Source organism: Nostoc cycadae WK-1, from assembly GCF_002897135.1.
Taxonomy (GTDB): Bacteria; Cyanobacteriota; Cyanobacteriia; order Cyanobacteriales; family Nostocaceae; genus Nostoc_B.
Map to the genome: position 1 here is coordinate 118,941 of NZ_DF978421.1, position 17,011 is coordinate 135,951.

11 protein-coding genes and 1 pseudogene are annotated in these 17,011 nt (G+C 42.1%); 4 read left to right on the plus strand and 8 right to left on the minus strand.

The window, feature by feature from the left end; all coding sequences use genetic code 11:
• Positions 1-14 precede the first annotated feature (14 nt).
• The 4 genes from NCWK1_RS00485 to NCWK1_RS00500 all read right to left on the minus strand — a co-directional run bounded on the left by NCWK1_RS00485 (position 15) and on the right by NCWK1_RS00500 (position 4,163).
• Positions 15-740 carry an SDR family oxidoreductase gene (locus NCWK1_RS00485; protein WP_103123548.1) on the minus strand — a complete coding sequence of 242 codons (726 nt, stop codon included), beginning with the start codon at positions 738-740 and terminating at the stop codon, positions 15-17.
• 363 nt (positions 741-1,103) lie between these two features.
• Positions 1,104-2,084 carry an acetyl-CoA carboxylase carboxyltransferase subunit alpha gene (locus tag NCWK1_RS00490; RefSeq protein WP_096582364.1) on the minus strand — a complete coding sequence of 327 codons (981 nt, stop codon included), beginning with the start codon at positions 2,082-2,084 and terminating at the stop codon, positions 1,104-1,106.
• Between the two features lie 99 nt (positions 2,085-2,183).
• Positions 2,184-3,203 (minus strand): long-chain acyl-[acyl-carrier-protein] reductase, encoded by a 1,020-nt coding sequence (locus tag NCWK1_RS00495; protein WP_103123342.1) that lies wholly within the window; start codon positions 3,201-3,203, stop codon positions 2,184-2,186.
• A 264-nt stretch (positions 3,204-3,467) separates the two neighbouring features.
• Entirely contained in the window at positions 3,468-4,163 is a 696-nt protein-coding gene (locus NCWK1_RS00500) for an aldehyde oxygenase (deformylating) (RefSeq protein ID WP_096582360.1), read from the minus strand.
• A 238-nt stretch (positions 4,164-4,401) separates the two neighbouring features.
• Between NCWK1_RS00500 and NCWK1_RS00505 the strand changes: the two genes are divergently transcribed.
• Together NCWK1_RS00505 and NCWK1_RS00510 are read left to right on the plus strand one after the other, a co-directional pair.
• Positions 4,402-5,226, plus strand: a complete 825-nt coding sequence (locus NCWK1_RS00505) for a carbohydrate ABC transporter permease (RefSeq protein ID WP_096582358.1) — start codon at positions 4,402-4,404, stop codon at positions 5,224-5,226.
• A 668-nt stretch (positions 5,227-5,894) separates the two neighbouring features.
• Positions 5,895-6,269, plus strand: coding sequence for a hypothetical protein (locus NCWK1_RS00510; protein ID WP_103123343.1), 375 nt, complete (start codon positions 5,895-5,897; stop codon positions 6,267-6,269).
• A 167-nt stretch (positions 6,270-6,436) separates the two neighbouring features.
• On the opposite strand, the gene cobT is transcribed toward NCWK1_RS00510, so the two are convergent.
• From cobT to NCWK1_RS00525, 3 genes are all read right to left on the minus strand, one after another.
• A complete protein-coding gene (gene cobT / locus NCWK1_RS00515; protein WP_103123344.1) occupies positions 6,437-7,555 on the minus strand; it encodes a nicotinate mononucleotide-dependent phosphoribosyltransferase CobT in 1,119 nt (372 codons plus the stop codon).
• Between the two features lie 72 nt (positions 7,556-7,627).
• Positions 7,628-8,392 carry a DUF2232 domain-containing protein gene (locus NCWK1_RS00520; RefSeq protein WP_103123345.1) on the minus strand — a complete coding sequence of 255 codons (765 nt, stop codon included), beginning with the start codon at positions 8,390-8,392 and terminating at the stop codon, positions 7,628-7,630.
• Positions 8,393-8,404: 12 nt separating this feature from the next.
• Positions 8,405-9,106, minus strand: a complete 702-nt coding sequence (locus tag NCWK1_RS00525; RefSeq protein ID WP_096582350.1) for a Crp/Fnr family transcriptional regulator — start codon at positions 9,104-9,106, stop codon at positions 8,405-8,407.
• Between the two features lie 857 nt (positions 9,107-9,963).
• Between NCWK1_RS00525 and NCWK1_RS00530 the strand changes: the two genes are divergently transcribed.
• Complete coding sequence (locus NCWK1_RS00530; protein WP_103123346.1) at positions 9,964-14,139, plus strand: hypothetical protein; 4,176 nt, start codon at positions 9,964-9,966, stop codon at positions 14,137-14,139.
• A gap of 139 nt (positions 14,140-14,278) precedes the next feature.
• Here NCWK1_RS00530 and NCWK1_RS00535 read toward each other — a convergent pair.
• A pseudogene (locus tag NCWK1_RS00535) lies at positions 14,279-14,443 on the minus strand (IS701 family transposase); the annotation flags it as partial.
• 177 nt (positions 14,444-14,620) lie between these two features.
• On the opposite strand from NCWK1_RS00535, the gene NCWK1_RS00540 reads away from it, so the two are divergent.
• Positions 14,621-16,939, plus strand: coding sequence for a cation:proton antiporter (locus NCWK1_RS00540; protein ID WP_096582346.1), 2,319 nt, complete (start codon positions 14,621-14,623; stop codon positions 16,937-16,939).
• Positions 16,940-17,011: the final 72 nt, after the last annotated feature.

Genomic DNA, 17,011 nt, shown 5'->3' on the forward strand with positions numbered 1-17,011 from the left:
CCAAGAACAAATGCCTAAAAAGTGCCTGTATTGGGCATGAGAATCAATTCATCAATCACCGCTTGTGGTGGCAATAAGACGGTGTGGAGAATTGACTGTGCCACAATTTCTGGAGTTAACATTTTTGAACGGTCAAAGTTGACATTAACGGTGTCTGTGTCCCAGATTTCTGTATTCACAGAACCAGGACAAATGGCCGTAACACGGATACCGTGGGCGCGTTCTTCTTGAGCCAGGGTTTGAGAAAGGGCTAGAAGTCCGGCTTTGCTAACACAATAGGCTCCCCATCCAGCAAAGGTTTGCTTGGCAGCTATTGAGGCTACGTTGATAATTGTGCCTGTGCAGCGATCGCGCATTCCCGGCAAAATTCCTTTGATGCACTCAAATACACTGGTGAGATTGATGTTAATAACTTGTTGCCAGTCTTCTAAGCTGGTGTCATTTAAATTAGCTGTATAGCCTATTCCGGCATTGTTTACCAAAATATCTATGTTGCCAAAATCTTGGGCGATCGCATTTATTTTTGCTTCTACTTGTGGTAAATCGGCTAAATCCAGGGCGTAAGCTTTGGCTTCTACTCCGGTTTGCTTGGCTGCTGTTGCTACCGCCTCTAATTTATCTAAAGAACGGCTGACTAAAGCAACATCTATGCCTGCCTTGGCGAATGCTAAAGCGGTGGCTTTGCCAATTCCACTACTAGCCCCAGTAATCAGGGCATGTTGTTTCTGCTTACTACTCATACTTTCCCCCATTTTTTTGGCAGTGACCCAAGCCCCTTGCCACCAAATTATTTAAGTCTTTCGGATGGGCTACATTAAAGTAACCTTAAATTCCGATAATTTTTTTTTGACAATTGCTATATTGAATTGTCAGTGTGGGCATTTTTGCCAATTAGATATACGCCAGTGATGAAAATTCTTCTTCATCCGGGTGTTTTGGCTGTCTACTCGCAGTAAGTTACTAAAAACTACACAAATCTCTCATTTAAGTGAGACGATTCATCATAAATACAAATGCCTGTGGTTAAAAAGATTGTTAAAAATCTTTAAGAACCACAGGCAATTATAACATTGCTCTTGAGTTAATGACCTAGGTTTGGCTGGCTAGTGGGGAATTTCTGTAAAAACACCAATTTTGCGGAATTTTTCGTAGCGCATTTGTCGTCTTTCTGGAGATGTTAACTGTTTAAGTTCATCTAAATTATCTAAAAGTGCTTGCTTGAGGGTGGTTGCGGCTTCTAGAGGATCAGAATGAGCGCCGCCAATTGGTTCCGCTAAAATTTGGTCAATAATCCCTAAGTTTTTTAAGTCATGGGAAGTAATTTTTAAGGCGACAGCGGCTTGAGGTGCTTTACTGGCATCTTTCCAGAGAATCGCCGCACAACCTTCAGGGCTAATCACAGTGTAAACAGCGTGTTCAAACATCAGTAGGCGATCGCAAATACCAATACCCAGCGCTCCACCAGAACTTGCTTCACCAATAACTGTGCAAATAATCGGTACATCTAAGCTAAACATCTCGCGCAGATTATAAGCTATGGCTTCGCCAGCACCTTGATGTTCTGCGGCTACTGTGGCTAAAGCGCCGGGTGTATCAACAAAAGCTAAAATCGGCATTCCAAACTTATTGGCATGTTCCATCAAACGCATTGCTTTGCGATAACCACCAGGAGCCGCCATCCCGAAGTTACGGGCAATATTGTCTTTAGTGTCACGCCCTTTTTGTTGACCTAACATCACCACCGGCTGCCCACCTAAACGAGCTACACCAGCAATTAAAGCCGGATCATCAGTACCACAGCGATCGCCATGCAACTCCATCCATTCATCTGTAATCGCCTGGATGTAATCAAGAGTACTGGGACGACGGGGATGACGGGCGACTTGCACCCTTTGAGCCGGAGATAAAGTACTAAAAATCTCTTCACGCAGTTTTGTCGCGCGTGCTTCTAGCTTGCGAATTTCACCAGATACATCAACGCCATTTTCTTCTGCAAGTTGTCGAATCTGCTCAATGCGGTTGGATAGTTCTGCTAACGGCTTTTCAAAATCTAACAGTAGTGGTTTACGCTCGGTAGTAGCCATATAAACTAGGGGTGAGGAACTAGGGATTGGGGATTTAAGAAGTAAAAAGTAAAAAGGCAAAAGTAAAAAGATTCTTTTAACTTTTTACTTTTGACTTTGCTAAAGCAGCAGAGGCCTAAAGCCGTGTTTCACCGATGCTTGACCAATCTGCTCCATTTTGTCTACGGTAATCTGATTACGCCCCCAAGAAAAGTTCGTATGTAACTTCTCAAATTCCAGTAGCATAGCTTCGGCAAAACAGGCAAATAGCTGGCGTTCTGGCACTTCCATATTGACGATTTGCATAATTTTCCAGTCAATATCTAAAGAATGCTCAACAATGCCACCGTTGAGTACATAAACGCCAGGATGTTGAATTTTCGTACCTAAATTTTTAGGATAGCCACCATCAATGAGTAGGCAAGGTTGTTTTAACACCTTGGGGTCAATTTCTACCCCTTTGGGCATACTTGCCACCCACACTACAATATCAGCTTCGGGTAATGCTTCATCCAAAGCCATGATTTTCCCTCGCCCCAATTCGTCTTGGAGATTTTGCAGGCGTTCTTGGTTACGGGCAATCAGCAAAATTTCTTTGACATCCGTTTTGGCATCTAGCCAGCGGGTTACTGCACTACCAATATCCCCAGTTGCTCCACATATAGCTACTGTTGCTTTCGACAGTTCAATTCCTACTTGTTTTGCAGCGGCTTCTACTTGCCGACAGATAATGTAGGCAGTGTGTGTATTGCCTGTAGTGAAGCGTTCAAACTCTAATTTGATGTTGCGGACTTGGCTGAACTGCTCTAAATTAAAGTTTTCAAAAATAATTGATGAAAAACCGCCTAAAGCTGTGATGTCTATATCATGCTTTTGAGCATGAGCCATTGCATTAAGAATTTTGCGCGTTGCCGCCTTAATCCGCCGATTCGCCAGCATTTCTGGCAAAAAGCATGATTCTACATACTTGCCTTCAATTATCTCTCCAGTCAGGCTGGTAACTTTAATGTGATCAACAATTTGTGGCGGGGCGCTGCACCAAAAATCTAGACCTTGATCGGCATATTCTGGGTATCCCAATTGTTGAGCTACCGCTTGAGCGTGTTCTAAACTAGTCAGATGTCCAATTAGACCAAACATGTATTGTATTAGGCGTTTGCTGCGTCGAAAGCGTGGAATTTAGTGGGTAAGTGACAATACCTAACCTTAAAAATACAATAAAGTCTGAAGTCTGAAGTCTGAAGTTTTAGCAAAATCGGATTCAGGAGTCAGAATTCAGGATGAATTCTTGACGAAGCCCTAAATAAATCTGTGGGTTGCAGACCCAGGCTCAGTTATTCTGTATCCTGAATGCCCACTTTTGGATTCTTCTTTTATCTTCATCCTTCATTCTTCATACTTGTTTTAAGCAGCGGACAGTCCGTAGGCTGACAAGCGCATGATATCTCTAGTTGTGAAGCCAATGTTACTTAGGGCTTCACCGTATTGAATCATGAAGTCTTCGACTAAAGCTTCTTTTTCCATTGCTAACACTTCAGCATCGGCTGCTACTTGGTTGAGCATTTTCCAAACAATGGGTAAGTTTTGGCGGTTTGCTTCTTCTAGTTCAGCTTTAGATGCTTCAAAGTTAGCTTTCAGCCAAACTTCACCAAAGTTTAAATGACTGTATTCATCTTTGACTACACCCTCAGTAATTTTGCGGGCAAAATCATCAGCAACAGGGATATAGATGTTGTAGGCCGCGATCGCAAAGCATTCAATAATCAAAGATTGAATCAGTAAGCAAGTGACAACGTTACCTGTGGCTGCTGCTGCTTTAAAGTTATCGTGCAGAGGTGCAAAAAACTCCTTAGCAAATTGCAGGTCTGGGGTAACTTTTAAATTCCGTCCACAAGCTTCAAAGCCCTTTTTATGGCGGCTTTCCATTTTCGACAAGCCAATCAGTTGATCATGATTTGCTGGCAGCAGTTCAGCTAGTTTGATGTAATTCTCATAAGCTTCTTGTTCCCCTTCAATCACGATCGCATTAATGCGACTATAGGCATCTTTATATGTTTCGCTTTGGAAATCAATTTCTAATTCGGCTGCCAACGGCTGCATGGTATCTTCACTCCTGTAAGATGAATCATTTGATACTAACGCTTAATTTCCCCTGTAATTTTAGGGTAATCTTCACTGTTGTTTAATTTAACTTAACAAGTCACTATGTAATAGATTAGCTTTTGCTGGGGGCGATGCTCTAGTACTAAAGAAACAAATGAATCAAGAGTCAAAGGTTAATAGTCGATAGTCAATGGTCAATTCCTCCTAGCCCCTAGCTTCTGCTATCTATTTACTTATGATGAAATCAAGTTGGAATCTGAAATCTGGCGATATTTTTAGTTTAGCGGTGCTGCTATGCGGCGCATTAATTGTCTTACTCCCGCTATTTGTCGTGTTTTTCACATCTTTTGCACCTCCTGGCGCGACTCCAGATATGATGCCTCAAGGTTGGACTTTAGGTAATTATTATGATGCGTGGCAGCGAGGGAAGTTCCTGTTGGCGTTTGCTAATTCTACCTTAGTAGCGATCGCAGTCACGGCGTTTCAGTTGATCACCTCAGCTTTGGCTGGTTACGCCCTGGCGAGATTGAAATTTCGTGGTAGACAAGCTCTACTGCTAGTTGTTTTAGCAACCTTGGTAATCCCTTTTCAGCTGTTGGTTATACCGATATTTTTGGTTTTAAAGTGGGGACACTTAATTAATACTTATGGGGCGCTGATTTTACCAACGGCTGTCAATGGTTTTGGCATATTTCTCTTACGGCAATATTTTCAAACCATTCCAGTAGAATTGGAAGAAGCCGCAACTATTGATGGGGCGAACAGGCTACAAATTTTGTGGCGAGTATTGTTACCTTTAGCCCGTCCAGCTTTGGTGACATTGTTTTTATTCACCTTTATTGCTGAATGGAATGATTTATTTAAGCCTTTGGTATTCACCACACGCCCAGAATTAAGAACAGTACAGTTGGCATTGGCGGAATTTCAAGAGCAGTTTACCAATAACTGGCCTTTGATGATGGCGGCAGTAACTATTGCAACGGTGCCGGTTATGCTACTGTTTCTGATTGGTCAGCGTCAATTTATTCGCGGAATTGCGACCACAGGGATGAAGAATTGATTCGTGGAAGAATTCATCTCTTGGGCAGACTCAACAAAAATTGAGCCAGACAAAACCTTAACAATCAAATGAATTCTACAGAAATTCCAGATAGGTAGTGAACAAATAATTCTGATCACGAACCGCATAGACGCGTTAGGACTATTCTTCGATAACGCCTAACAGCGAACCCGCAGAGAAGGACGCAAAGTACACAAAGAAAGGGAACAGCGCAGTTGTTCACTAATGATTGAGGATTATGAAAAACCCATAAATTTGTATCATTTTTTTTCGTGAAATGGTTTGAGATGATTGCTCTTCAAAAATATCATCTCAATGTTTAACACACCTTAGTAATTAAAATTGAATTAAAAAACAATTGTCAGAAAACTATGAATTATGAGAGAACTATATTAACGGTAAAAATATGTTTTTTACCTTAAGTTATCTGTAAATAGTTTTTTATTTTTTACGCTTTCAGGTTTTTCTCAAAATAAATTCCTTTAAGTTTACATTTTTTAATAAAAAATAGAGCTATAACTTTAATTAATATTTAAGAAGCATTGATATTTAATAACTTAGTTATTTCATTCCGACAGAATATTTGAATAATTAAATAATTCATAAGTATGTTTAACATTGCCAGTAAATTGAATAACATGGAGGAAATATACTGACGAGGGTATTAGATGGAGCCATTACAAAACCAGATCCTGACTTTAAGCCATAAACTGGATGCCCTCTACCAGGTAATTGAGCAGCTTGATTTTAAAGTGGCTCAGGCTTTCTCAGAATGCTCCTTAGCGAAAACACAAGCAAAAGATAACTATCAAGAAAATAGTGATACTTTTCCTTATCAATTAAAAGGATCAATTAGTTTGAATCCAGAGTTTGAACATAAGGATGTTCTAACTGATGGCATTTATTTAGATATGAATCGTCAAGGCGGGGAGAAGATTTTAACACCAGAAATTCAGATACAACGACTGACAGCGCAATTAACAGCAGCCTACAATCGGATTGCGGCATTAGAAGAACAATTACTCCGAGAAAGAATTCATTAATGGTTCAATAGTCAATATTTCCCAGAATTTACCGGAGCTTTCTCAGTCCGGTACTTTTGCATTGAGGTCATACTTCAGCAAAGTGCTGAGTTAAAGTTTTCAGCAATCAACAATGTCTGAAGTTACCTTTCCTGTTAAATGAACCGTATTGAGCTAAATTTTGGATTTTAGTCTTGAGATTGAGTCAGCCGCTGGAATTGGTCTTCAATAGCTGCTAAAAGTTGAGATTGTGACCAATTTTGGTAGAGATAGGCTGCAATGCAGGCGGCTCCTGCACCTACACCTTCTTTGACAAAACCTTGCTCATAAGCTTGGAGTTGGGGATAACAGGAATTGGCAAAACTTAGTTGTGTTGATAGTAAAGGTGGATTTGTACCTTGAGTTTTGCTGATTTTATCTAAGCTGAGGGCTAAATCAACAGTCTCACCGGTGGGATCTTCGGCTACCCAGCGGGTTGTACCGACAATTACCTCTGTGGGTTGCCAAAATAAGTGAAGTGTTTGAGAAATTGCTGTAGTTAAAGCGTAAACGGCAAGCATTTGTGTTCCACCTGCTAGTATTACCCCAGAACGACGACTAGCGGCGATCGCCATTCCCGCCACTACCACTTGCATAGGATCACCCACGGCTGCCACGATTTCTAAAGGATGGGAATTATGGGGAATTTTTTGTAACCCCGACTGAACTATTTCCCATTTTTGCTGATGGTTACAAATTGGGTGACTGCTGTTGACTTTGCCGATCGCATCTATTCCTAAAGCTGTGAGAACAGCTAAAGCGGTTGTCGTACCGCCAACAACGCATTCACTCAAAATTACGTAACTTTGTGGAACTTCAGCCGCCAAGCGATCGCCCCAAATCATTCCTTGTTCTAGCAAATGTTTGACTGTGGCTAATTCCATCGCCTTACCTGTACTTACACACTTAGCTAAGGAACCACCTAAATCAATTGCTGGTATAGCCGGGAACTGAGGTAATCCCGCATTAAATAAATAAACTGGAATTTGCAGTGCTTCCACCACAGCGCGAGAAATTAACACAGGCGATGCTCCCGCTGTGAGTGGTGGTAAAGAATAGTGCGGTTGATGTGCTGCACCGTAGTATAAAAATTCAGCATCCGCGCAAGCTGTGTACTTGCGGTCTTCTGGCGTACTTCCAGCCGCTGAAATTCCGGGAATCAAAGCAGTTTCTGTAAAACCTAACACACAGGCAAACACAGGTAAATTACCACGATATTTATTAATCCAGGCTTTACCTTGTTCTATTTGAGTATAAATACTAATCATAAATTAAGAATCAAGTGTCAAAAGTCAAAAGTCAATAGTTAAAAAACTCTAGACTTCTGCCTCCTGCCTTCTCTACCCTTCATAATCCATCATGACTTGCACCCAGCGGGGAGGACGGGGAATAGGATTGCCCAAACGATCTAGTAGTAGCCATGCAGCTAGGTGTACCACAAATAGATAAATAAAGTTATTAATAACAACCAAGGCAAAAGCTCCGACTTGAATCAAAAATACACTGGGAGTGTTTAATAATCCGAGTTTGAGAAATATCCACTCGATGATGTCTGTAACTTGGTTAATTAAATAAATCCATAAGTCTTCGCCGGACAATATAGACAGTAACCACATCCGAAAAAAGAAACCTAAAGTGCCTAAAAGTGTAGCTAACGTAATAGACACAATCCAAGGAACGCGACGATTCCAGGTTGCGCCCAAGAGTACGCCCATAAAAGCATAAGGCATAACAAACAAGAGACTGCGAACAGGCCCCATGAGTACAGATAACAACAAGCCAGAGGTAACTGCGGCCATCCATGCGGCTCTTTGCCCCCAGCGCAGGTAAACTAGAGCGATCGGTACTGGAAAAAATATCCGCAATACTGGCCCCAAAGGAAAATAAAAATTAATAAACCAAATTAAGCTGGCAGTACTAGCTAAAAATGCCGTTTCTACCATTCTTAAAGGTGCAGCAGCTTTTAAATGAGGAGATTGTAATTGACTATGGTTCCCAGAACGATGGGAATTGTCGTTTTGTTGTAATTCCTCTTGGTGAGAAAATGGAGATTCAGAAGAGGGGCTTTCCTCTGGCTCTTCGGGCAGAGAATTGACAATACTCATTTTGAAAATTTTTTATACAATCAATCTTTCCAGGGCTAACACATCGGGGATGGAAATAGTGTCTTGATCCCGTTGAATTAACCCTTTCTTTTCTAACCTAGTCAAGACTCTTGTTACGGTTTCTCGCGCCAGCCCACTTAAACTACTTAATTCTCGGTGAGGCAAATTCGGAATTTCTGTTCCTGTGAGCGATCGCTTGCCCTGCCCTTCTGCTAAAAATAACAAAGTGTCTGCTACCCGCGATTGGCTATCAGATTCTCGCAACCGTAGACGACGATTTACTTGCCGCAAGCGCCTAGCCATCAACTTGGATAATCTTACCCCTGCCAAGGGTTCTATTTGGAGTAACTTGACAAAATCTTGAGATGGTAGACTGCCGATAACTGTAGGAGTAAGAGTAATCACATCGGTAGAACGAGGCACTTCATCTAAAGCTGCCATTTCACCAAATAATTCGCCTTTACCCAGAATATTCAGAGTTACTTCTTTACCTTCCAAATTATAAGTACGAATTTTTACCCAACCCTCAAAGATGAAATATACAGAACCACCCCAGTCATTTTCCAACAAAATCACTTGATTTGCTGGGTGTGTTCGAGTCACCAGATGGATAAGGGCTGCTTCCACAGCTGATTCGGGCAACCCTTGAAAAAAGGGAGCGGTTCTAATCCACGGATGAATAGGTTCTTCTTGCAAGCTATATCGGTCTCCCATTACGGCATCTTCATTAAAGGTATTACACACAAAACAAACAACAGAGCTAATTTCAGCCTAAGCCATCAAGGCCAAGACTTTTTTCAATACAGACTTCAGCCCAGTAAACAAAATCACAATAAAAGCATTTGTAAGAACCGTCTCACTGACGCAGTTTAAATAGAGTAAAACTTTTGTAAGTAATGTCTAAGTGCCTCTGGGAGAAGTTTGAAAACCTAGCTGCATTGCAAAAATATTTACTAAAAAATTTAGGCAAACCACATTAATGATACTCAACCTAGTTAATTTTTGCTAACGGAAAATCTTCGGAAAATTGATCATTCCCTACATCCCCATACTCTTAAACCCTAAAACCAAGTTTCCCAGACATCTCCTCAAAAACCTACACCTGTTAGTCCCAATGTCAACCACTAACCTTTGTGCGTAGGTCATCCAAATTATTTTTGTGTTCTAGCTAACTTGCCATTCCTATACTCCTTAGCTAGATTAATGGCGCATGTGGATGTAAAGTGGAGGGAATTTGCCTTATTGATGTGGTGTCTGTGATCAGATGCCAGTTGCTTCCAGACTCCTGGCCGATTTGTTGCATTTTTTTATGTTTTTGATTGTGAAGTCCCAGAAGCTGTAACATCGCCTGTAGGGTAAAAGAGCAAAATGCATAGTCAACCAATTGGCTGACAATTAGGGAATATTTTTGTATCCTGGTACTTCAATTAGCACTCCAGCTAATTACCTTGATGCCTAGTTATCATAAATTGCCGTCAGAAGTCTGAGGGGCAGTTGCTACCGTTCTTAACTTTGATAAGCGTCAATTTCTCACCCAAGTTAAAATCCAGTTCTAGCTAAGGTAATTCAAAGTGACTTCCCGCGCTGATGAAATTCAAAAACTGATCGCAGATATTGATAACTTACTCACTAACAATGGTAAGCGACTGCCGAAGTTGCTGTCTGGTCAAGCGCCAGAAGCCAGAGAGGTTTTAGAACGAGTTCGCAACTTCCTGGTGAATTTAAAAGAAACAGAAGATTTACAAGGCTATCTTCCTCAGCCAACGGGACAGATGCAAACATCACCTTTGTTGGCAAAATTTGCTGAACAAGTAAATCACCCATCTTCAAGAGAGTTATCTTCATCTGAGTCAGCAGAAAATAGTGTTCTGAGTAGCCAATTCAAAAGTGAATTGGCGATATTAATTCAGCCACTCCAAGCAGAATTAACAGCGCTATTGCAAGAACGCTCGACCCTGATGCAGGAAATTAGACAGTTGGAGCAGAGGCGACTGCAAAATTACTCTTTAAGTCAACAGTTAGCGAATCAAGAACAAATTATTGGGGAATTTTTACAGGTACTAATGAGTCGCCTTGTTCCTACTGTCGCACCGCATATCAACTCGAATATGGCGAATGAGTTGAATGCTGTTAGTTCAAGTCAGCACAACATTATAGAACGAACAGCTGCTACGGGTGTGTCTGCATTAGAATCTTCAACACAGGTAGAACGGTTAACTCAGTTTGCTAAAGAATTAGACCAACGTTTACTGTCTTTAGATGGAACGGTGAATGTTGTTTTTGACGCACTACAACGTAATATTAATACTTATCATGAATCCTTGTCGCAAGCACTGGCGAGAATGCACAGTACAGGCTTGCAAGGGGAACAGTTGCTGGTGAGTTTCTTGAATAATTGGACTCAGCAATTGCAGCAACTTCCTACCACAATTCCCGCGGCGGTGGTTCAGGAAACATCAGGGCGATCGCCATTCCCAACGAAAGAAGATGCTGTTACTGTAGAAACTACCCCACCCGCTATTACCAAGATAGAAGCCACAAATCCAGCATTAGAATTACCACAGCCAGAAGTCGAATTTGCATCTGATGTGGCAACTAACGATTTGGATGCCATGCTGTTAGAACTCACAGGTATTGTGAATCAAACTGGGGATAATTCGACAACGCCTCTGGAATTGGAAGGGTTGGATGAATGGGATCAATTGGCGGATGATACTCCACAACAACCATTAAATTCGCCATCACTCCTACCTACTTCCGCTTGGGAACAGGGAACAGGGAATAGAGAACAGACCCCACAATCATTAAATTCGCCATCACTCTTACCTACTCCCGAAGCTGTCACTCCTCCCCCAGAACTTTTAGAGATATTCAGTGACTCAGCACCAGAGAAGATGGAGTTGACTGATACTGATGAGGTAGATCAGCTTTACGCCAGTTTATTTAATATTAGTCCTGTCACTCAACCGAGTGTTGAGCCTAAGCCAGAGGAACCAACACCGGATTTTTCCGCAAATATTATTGACACCGCACCTCTCAGCACTCCTGTAAAAGAACCAGAAACATCTCTAGGTGTCACAGCAGATTTTGCCGCATTAAATACTAGTGATAACCCTCCACTAACACCGTTATTTGATGGGAATGTTGGCTTACCGGAGTCGATATTCACTCAGTCAGATGCAGGGTTGTTTGAACCGAGTTCCACTCCACCGCCAAACATACCAACTGATTCGCTGCAATTTATTGATTTATCATCAGATTTCCAACAAAAATTATTTTTTGAGGAAGAGCCGGAATTATTCAGCGCTACACTCAGTTATTCTCCTTCCCTACGTGAAAATATTCCAGTTCAGCCAGAGCATACTGATACGATTACTTCTTTAAGTGAACTGTTCGCCGAGGCGAGTAGTGAAGAGAATTTATGGACTGGTTTATCACCCGCAGAAATCGCACTAACTTTGGATGAAGCAACTCCAGAAATTGCAGATACCTCTGATGCGGAACCCCAGGAGAATTTATCAGATATATATATTGCGGCTTCCCCCCAGGAGAATTTGCTTGCGCCAGAGGTAATGCAATCGGCAAATTTACCGGAGATTTCTTTGAATGAATCACAGTTGCAGCAATTAAATCAAGATTTAGCTAATTTTGATGAGTTGCTCAACTATCAGTCAGCGGATGTCTACAGTCTGGCAGAGAGCGAACCACCAGATGTTACTTTTCCTCATCCGCAAACAGTAGACCACACGCCAAATGTGGCTTTTTCGCGTCCGGCTGTACCACCAATTGCACCTATATCATTGCCACAAACACAAGCTGATTTAAACTTTAGTCCCGCCAACGAAAAAAAAAAGGAAGCCGCAACTGGTTCTATTTCTCCCAGCCAGATAGAACTGACCGTCGATGTGCATAACTCGGTATGGTATCTAGGTATTGATTTGGGAACAACGGGTATTTCTGCGGCTTTGTTAAATCGCTCCCAGTCGGTGGTGTATCCTATTTACTGGTCAGCAGAAAATATTCCAGGTGCGACTTCTTTTCAACATTCATTTCGTTTACCTGCGGAAGTTTATCTCCCGAATGCTTCAGTTTCAAGTGGTGGAACTAATGTCAAGAGTAGTCAATGTTCCGCACAGTTAAAGCCTTATTTACAAGTGGCGATTCCCTACAAAAATGAAGAGCAAAAATGGGAACCTGTGCTGCAATTCAATGAGTTTTCGGCAGGGCCATTAATTTGGGTGGTACGATCGCTCTCTAAGTTACTTTTAACATTAAAATCCGATCGCCAAAGCACAACTCAAGGTTTAGTAGCTATGGCTGTGGGGATTAATCAGCCAACTTTCCACACAATTGTTGGTAAAATCGCTGGTGTTATCTGCACTTGTCCTTCTAGTTGGTCAGAACAATATAGATTTAATGTGCGGGAAGCTTTGCTGACGAGCAAACTGATTCAACATCCCCAGCAAGTATTTTTTGTAGAAGAAGCGATCGCCAGTTTAATTAGTTTATTCGATCAAAGTCACGGCGAAATCATTCAAGTGAGCGATCGCACTGGTTTACAACCTGTTCAAACCACAGAATCTTTGCTCGGCAATACTTTGGTGATTAATATTGGCGCAACCGCCACCGAAATGGCTTTGGTTGATGTCCCAGAACATCTGCTGCAATTAGCGCACCAAGATTTTATGCTGCACAGTTTTCCTTATGCGAGTAAGGGAATAGAACAAGATATTATTTGTCAGTTGCTAATTCCGCCGAAATATCGGCAATCACGCAAAGATATTGCAGATAGTGGTCAAAATAATACTAGTAGCTCTTGGCATTGGCAACCAGCTTTCCCCGATATCGACAAAATGCAGTGGCAAAGTTTGGGGTTAGATAAATTTGATTTACCACGAGCCGGAGAGCCAGATATTGGTGTGCGAATTCGCTTACAACAGCGCCTAGAAAGTTCAATATTAGGACAAGCTGCTCTCGAAGCTGCTCTCGCATTAAAGTTAATTTTGCAACACCAGGAGAATTTTACCCTGGATTTGGCAGACCAACAGTGGCAACTACAAAGACGGGACTTAGAAAATCAGGTGTTTGTCCCCTTTGTGCGACGACTGAACCGAGAACTGAATAAATTGCTAGTCGCGCGGGGTATCCCCACCGAAGCAATTAATCAAGCTATCTTGACTGGTGGAGTTGCATCATTAGGAGTTGTGCATCATTGGCTCAAGCAAAAACTCCCCAACGCCAAGATTATGCAAGATGCTTATTTAGGGGAAAATGGCGCACCGAATTGCAGCCGAGTTGCATTAGGTTTAGCAATGTTACCTTTGCATCCCCAAATTTTAGAAGAACCGAGACAACAGTATACCGACTATTTTCTGTTTACAGAATTGCTGCGGCTGTTACCAGAGCGAAGTTTATCCTTTAACGAAGTACTGCAATTGTTTGAGGGAAGGGGAATTAATACAAGTATTTGTCAGCAAAGATTATTGGCATTTTTAGAAGGAGAATTACCTGCGGGTTTGATTCCATCGCCACCTGAGTCAGCATGGTTAACCCAGAATTCATCTCAGAATTTAGATTATCAGGCGATCGCAACTGCACCCCTATTTGAAAAGCAAGGTAATCTCAGCTATCGTCCTAACTCTCAGCAATTGTCTGCTTTGCGACGCTATTTAGCAGCAGTGAAAACTAGTACACAGCAATCTTTAGAGGAACCATACACAGTTAACTTTGTTAATGTTCCTATGTAGGGTTTGCTGAAAAAGTGATCTGTGAGGACAGGGAACAGGGAACAGTTTCAGCTATCTGAATCTTGCCAAGTTTGCTAATCTATCAAAAATATCCCTTTTCTGTCACTTTCCAGAATAAGCAAGTAGTTCAGGAGCAAAATCATCCAGAAACATAACAGGGTTTAAACTGATTCATTGCGGCAATTAAATGCTTGAATCCCCGCAATAAATGTGAATTAGGGAAAATACTGAACCAGGGATAAATTAACCAACATAGTAAAAATGGTTGGGTAATGAGACGCAGATTATTTAAAGTATTTTTCCATTTTATGGTGAGTGCTTACATAGCATAAACTGTGTAGGTTTATTCAATAAGTTTTAATTAGGCAGTTTCCCGAAGAAAGCACAAATTTTGTTGCCTTTATACCAACAATTTAACCCCTAGATAGATAAAAATTTGTATGCTGAAGTTAACAGGTCTTAATAGTTCTTTTTAAAGATTGTGCAGGAAGATTTTAGATTAATTGTCGATTTAGTACTAGTTTTGGGAGTCGCAGCCTGTGGGGGACTGTTGGCATCCCTTTTAAAACAACCCGTGCTACTGGGTTATCTCATCGGGGGAATGGTTGTTGGGCCTGCGGGGCTAGGGCTGATTAAAGAGGTTATTCAAGTAGAAACTTTAGCGCAGTTCGGGGTAGCCTTTCTCTTATTTGCCTTGGGCGTAGAATTTTCTTTTGCTGAATTAAAAAAAGTAAAAGCGATCGCTCTTGGTGGAGGTGGACTACAAATCGCCTTGACAATCTTAGTCACAGTGCTGGTGTGTGGCGTAACGGGAGCTTGGGGCAGTTTACCCGCTAAAGGTGTATTCTTAGGGTCAATTCTTTCCTTATCTTCCACCGCCGTTGTCCTCAAGTGCTTGATGGAGCGTAACGAGACAGAAACGCCCCACGGACAGGTAATGTTGGGGATTTTGGTAGTGCAGGACTTGGCTTTAGGGCTAATGCTGGCGGTTTTACCTGCACTGCACGCACCAGCAGAAGTAATTGGTGTAGCTGTACTCACAGCCCTGGTACGGATTGGTTTATTTGCTGCTGGGGCTGTCGTGGCGGGGATTTGGCTCATACCGCCATTGTTGCGACTGTTAGCCCGCACGGAAAGCAGAGAATTATTTTTACTAGGTGTTGTAGCCCTATGCTTAGGTATTGCTCTGTTAACAGAGTATCTGGGCTTGTCAATTGAAATGGGGGCCTTTGTCGCCGGCTTGATGATTTCTGAGGTGGAATACGCCGACCAAACCCTAACTTACGTAGAACCGCTACGAGATATTTTTGCCAGTTTGTTCTTCGCGGCCATTGGGATGCTGATTGACCCGATGTTTTTGTGGCAGAATCTGGAATTAATTTTAGGTTTAGTGGCGTTGGTGTTTGTCGGTAAGTTTTTGATTATTACGCCCTTAGTCAAACTGTTCCGTTACCCATTGAAAACAGCCTTAATTGCTGGTTTAGGACTGGCACAAATTGGGGAATTTTCCTTTGTACTAGCCAGTGAAGGACAAGTATTAGGTTTAGTATCCCGACGGATATATTTATTAATTTTAGGAACTACAGCAGTTACCCTGATTTTGACTCCTTTTGTACTGCGGCTACTACCATTGTTATTTAATTTTGCCGAATCTATGCCTTGGCTAAAACCCTATTTAGCGGGAGAAGGTGAAGCGCGGGATGTATCGGAAGAATTACCGATAAAAGACCATATAGTTGTTTGTGGCTATGGGCGTGTAGGTAAGAATTTGGTCAAGTTATTGCAACAGCATGACTTACCTGTAGTAGTTATTGACCAATCAGAAAGTCGAATTCAGCAGTTACGAGATGCAGGAGTGCCTTATGTTTACGGTAACTGCGTGAGTTTTCACGTTCTGGAAACCGCAGGTGTCAATCATGCTAAAGGAATGGCGATCGCACTTCCTGACCCCATGAGTACACGCCTCAGCCTGAAACGTGCTTTGGAATTACATCCAGAATTAAATTTGGTTGTCCGCGCCACCCAAGATAAAAATATTGAAGTGCTTTATCAATTAGGGGCGAGGGAAGTAGTTCAGCCAGAATTTGAAGCCAGTTTAGAAATGGCAACTTATTTATTAAATGACTTGGGCTTCTCGCAATTTGTGGTGCAACGGGAAATGCAGCAAATCCGTAACGATCATTACTTGGATTTGCGCCCAGAGCGTTCTGCTTCAGAGGTTTCCCGTGATTTACGCCAAGCAACCCGCGATTTAAATCGGCGCTGGTATGCAATACCATCTACTTCACCTCTCATTGGGATGAGCTTAGAAGAAGCAGATATGCGTTACTTAACAGGGGTAAGCTTGATGGCGATTCGCCGCGCTAACGGCAATGAAATCGACTATCCTAATAATCAAACTAAATTAGAGGAAGGCGATCGCCTATTAGTTGTCGGTGCATCTGAGGAACTAGCAGCCTTAGAAGAATTTGCTCAAGGTAAGATAGCTGTTCCAGGAGAAAATAGCGCTTGCCAATGGATAGCTGTCGAGGCTGATTCCCCTGTGGAAAATAAAACCTTGGCTGACTTGAAAAATCATGAGCAATCAGTGAAGGTGCAAGCACTACGGCGGGATGGTAAGTTTATTCGCCGCCCTGATGACAAAACAGACCTCAGAGTTGGCGACCAATTATTATTATGTGGGAGCTTACCCAGTTTGAATCAACTACAATCTTTATTTGCCGCAGCCAACAAAGTGCCTTTATCTATACCCATCGCCAAAGCCAATGAAGCACAAACGCTCAAAGAGTTTCTGCCTTGAAAGTGCTGTTAGCGGTAGCGGGGCGTTCAGCCCGTGCTGAGTAAAAATACTAGTCTCCAACCCTAGCCCCTC

Bases quoted from the DNA above. Each gene is read 5' to 3' on its own strand.
- NCWK1_RS00485 (WP_103123548.1), bottom strand. From the start codon at position 740: ATGAGTAGTAAGCAGAAACAACATGCCCTGATTACTGGGGCTAGTAGT.
- NCWK1_RS00490 (WP_096582364.1), bottom strand. From the start codon at position 2,084: ATGGCTACTACCGAGCGTAAACCACTACTGTTAGATTTTGAAAAGCCG.
- NCWK1_RS00495 (WP_103123342.1), bottom strand. From the start codon at position 3,203: ATGTTTGGTCTAATTGGACATCTGACTAGTTTAGAACACGCTCAAGCG.
- NCWK1_RS00500 (WP_096582360.1), bottom strand. From the start codon at position 4,163: ATGCAGCCGTTGGCAGCCGAATTAGAAATTGATTTCCAAAGCGAAACA.
- NCWK1_RS00505 (WP_096582358.1), top strand. From the start codon at position 4,402: ATGATGAAATCAAGTTGGAATCTGAAATCTGGCGATATTTTTAGTTTA.
- NCWK1_RS00510 (WP_103123343.1), top strand. From the start codon at position 5,895: ATGGAGCCATTACAAAACCAGATCCTGACTTTAAGCCATAAACTGGAT.
- cobT (WP_103123344.1), bottom strand. From the start codon at position 7,555: ATGATTAGTATTTATACTCAAATAGAACAAGGTAAAGCCTGGATTAAT.
- NCWK1_RS00520 (WP_103123345.1), bottom strand. From the start codon at position 8,392: ATGAGTATTGTCAATTCTCTGCCCGAAGAGCCAGAGGAAAGCCCCTCT.
- NCWK1_RS00525 (WP_096582350.1), bottom strand. From the start codon at position 9,106: ATGGGAGACCGATATAGCTTGCAAGAAGAACCTATTCATCCGTGGATT.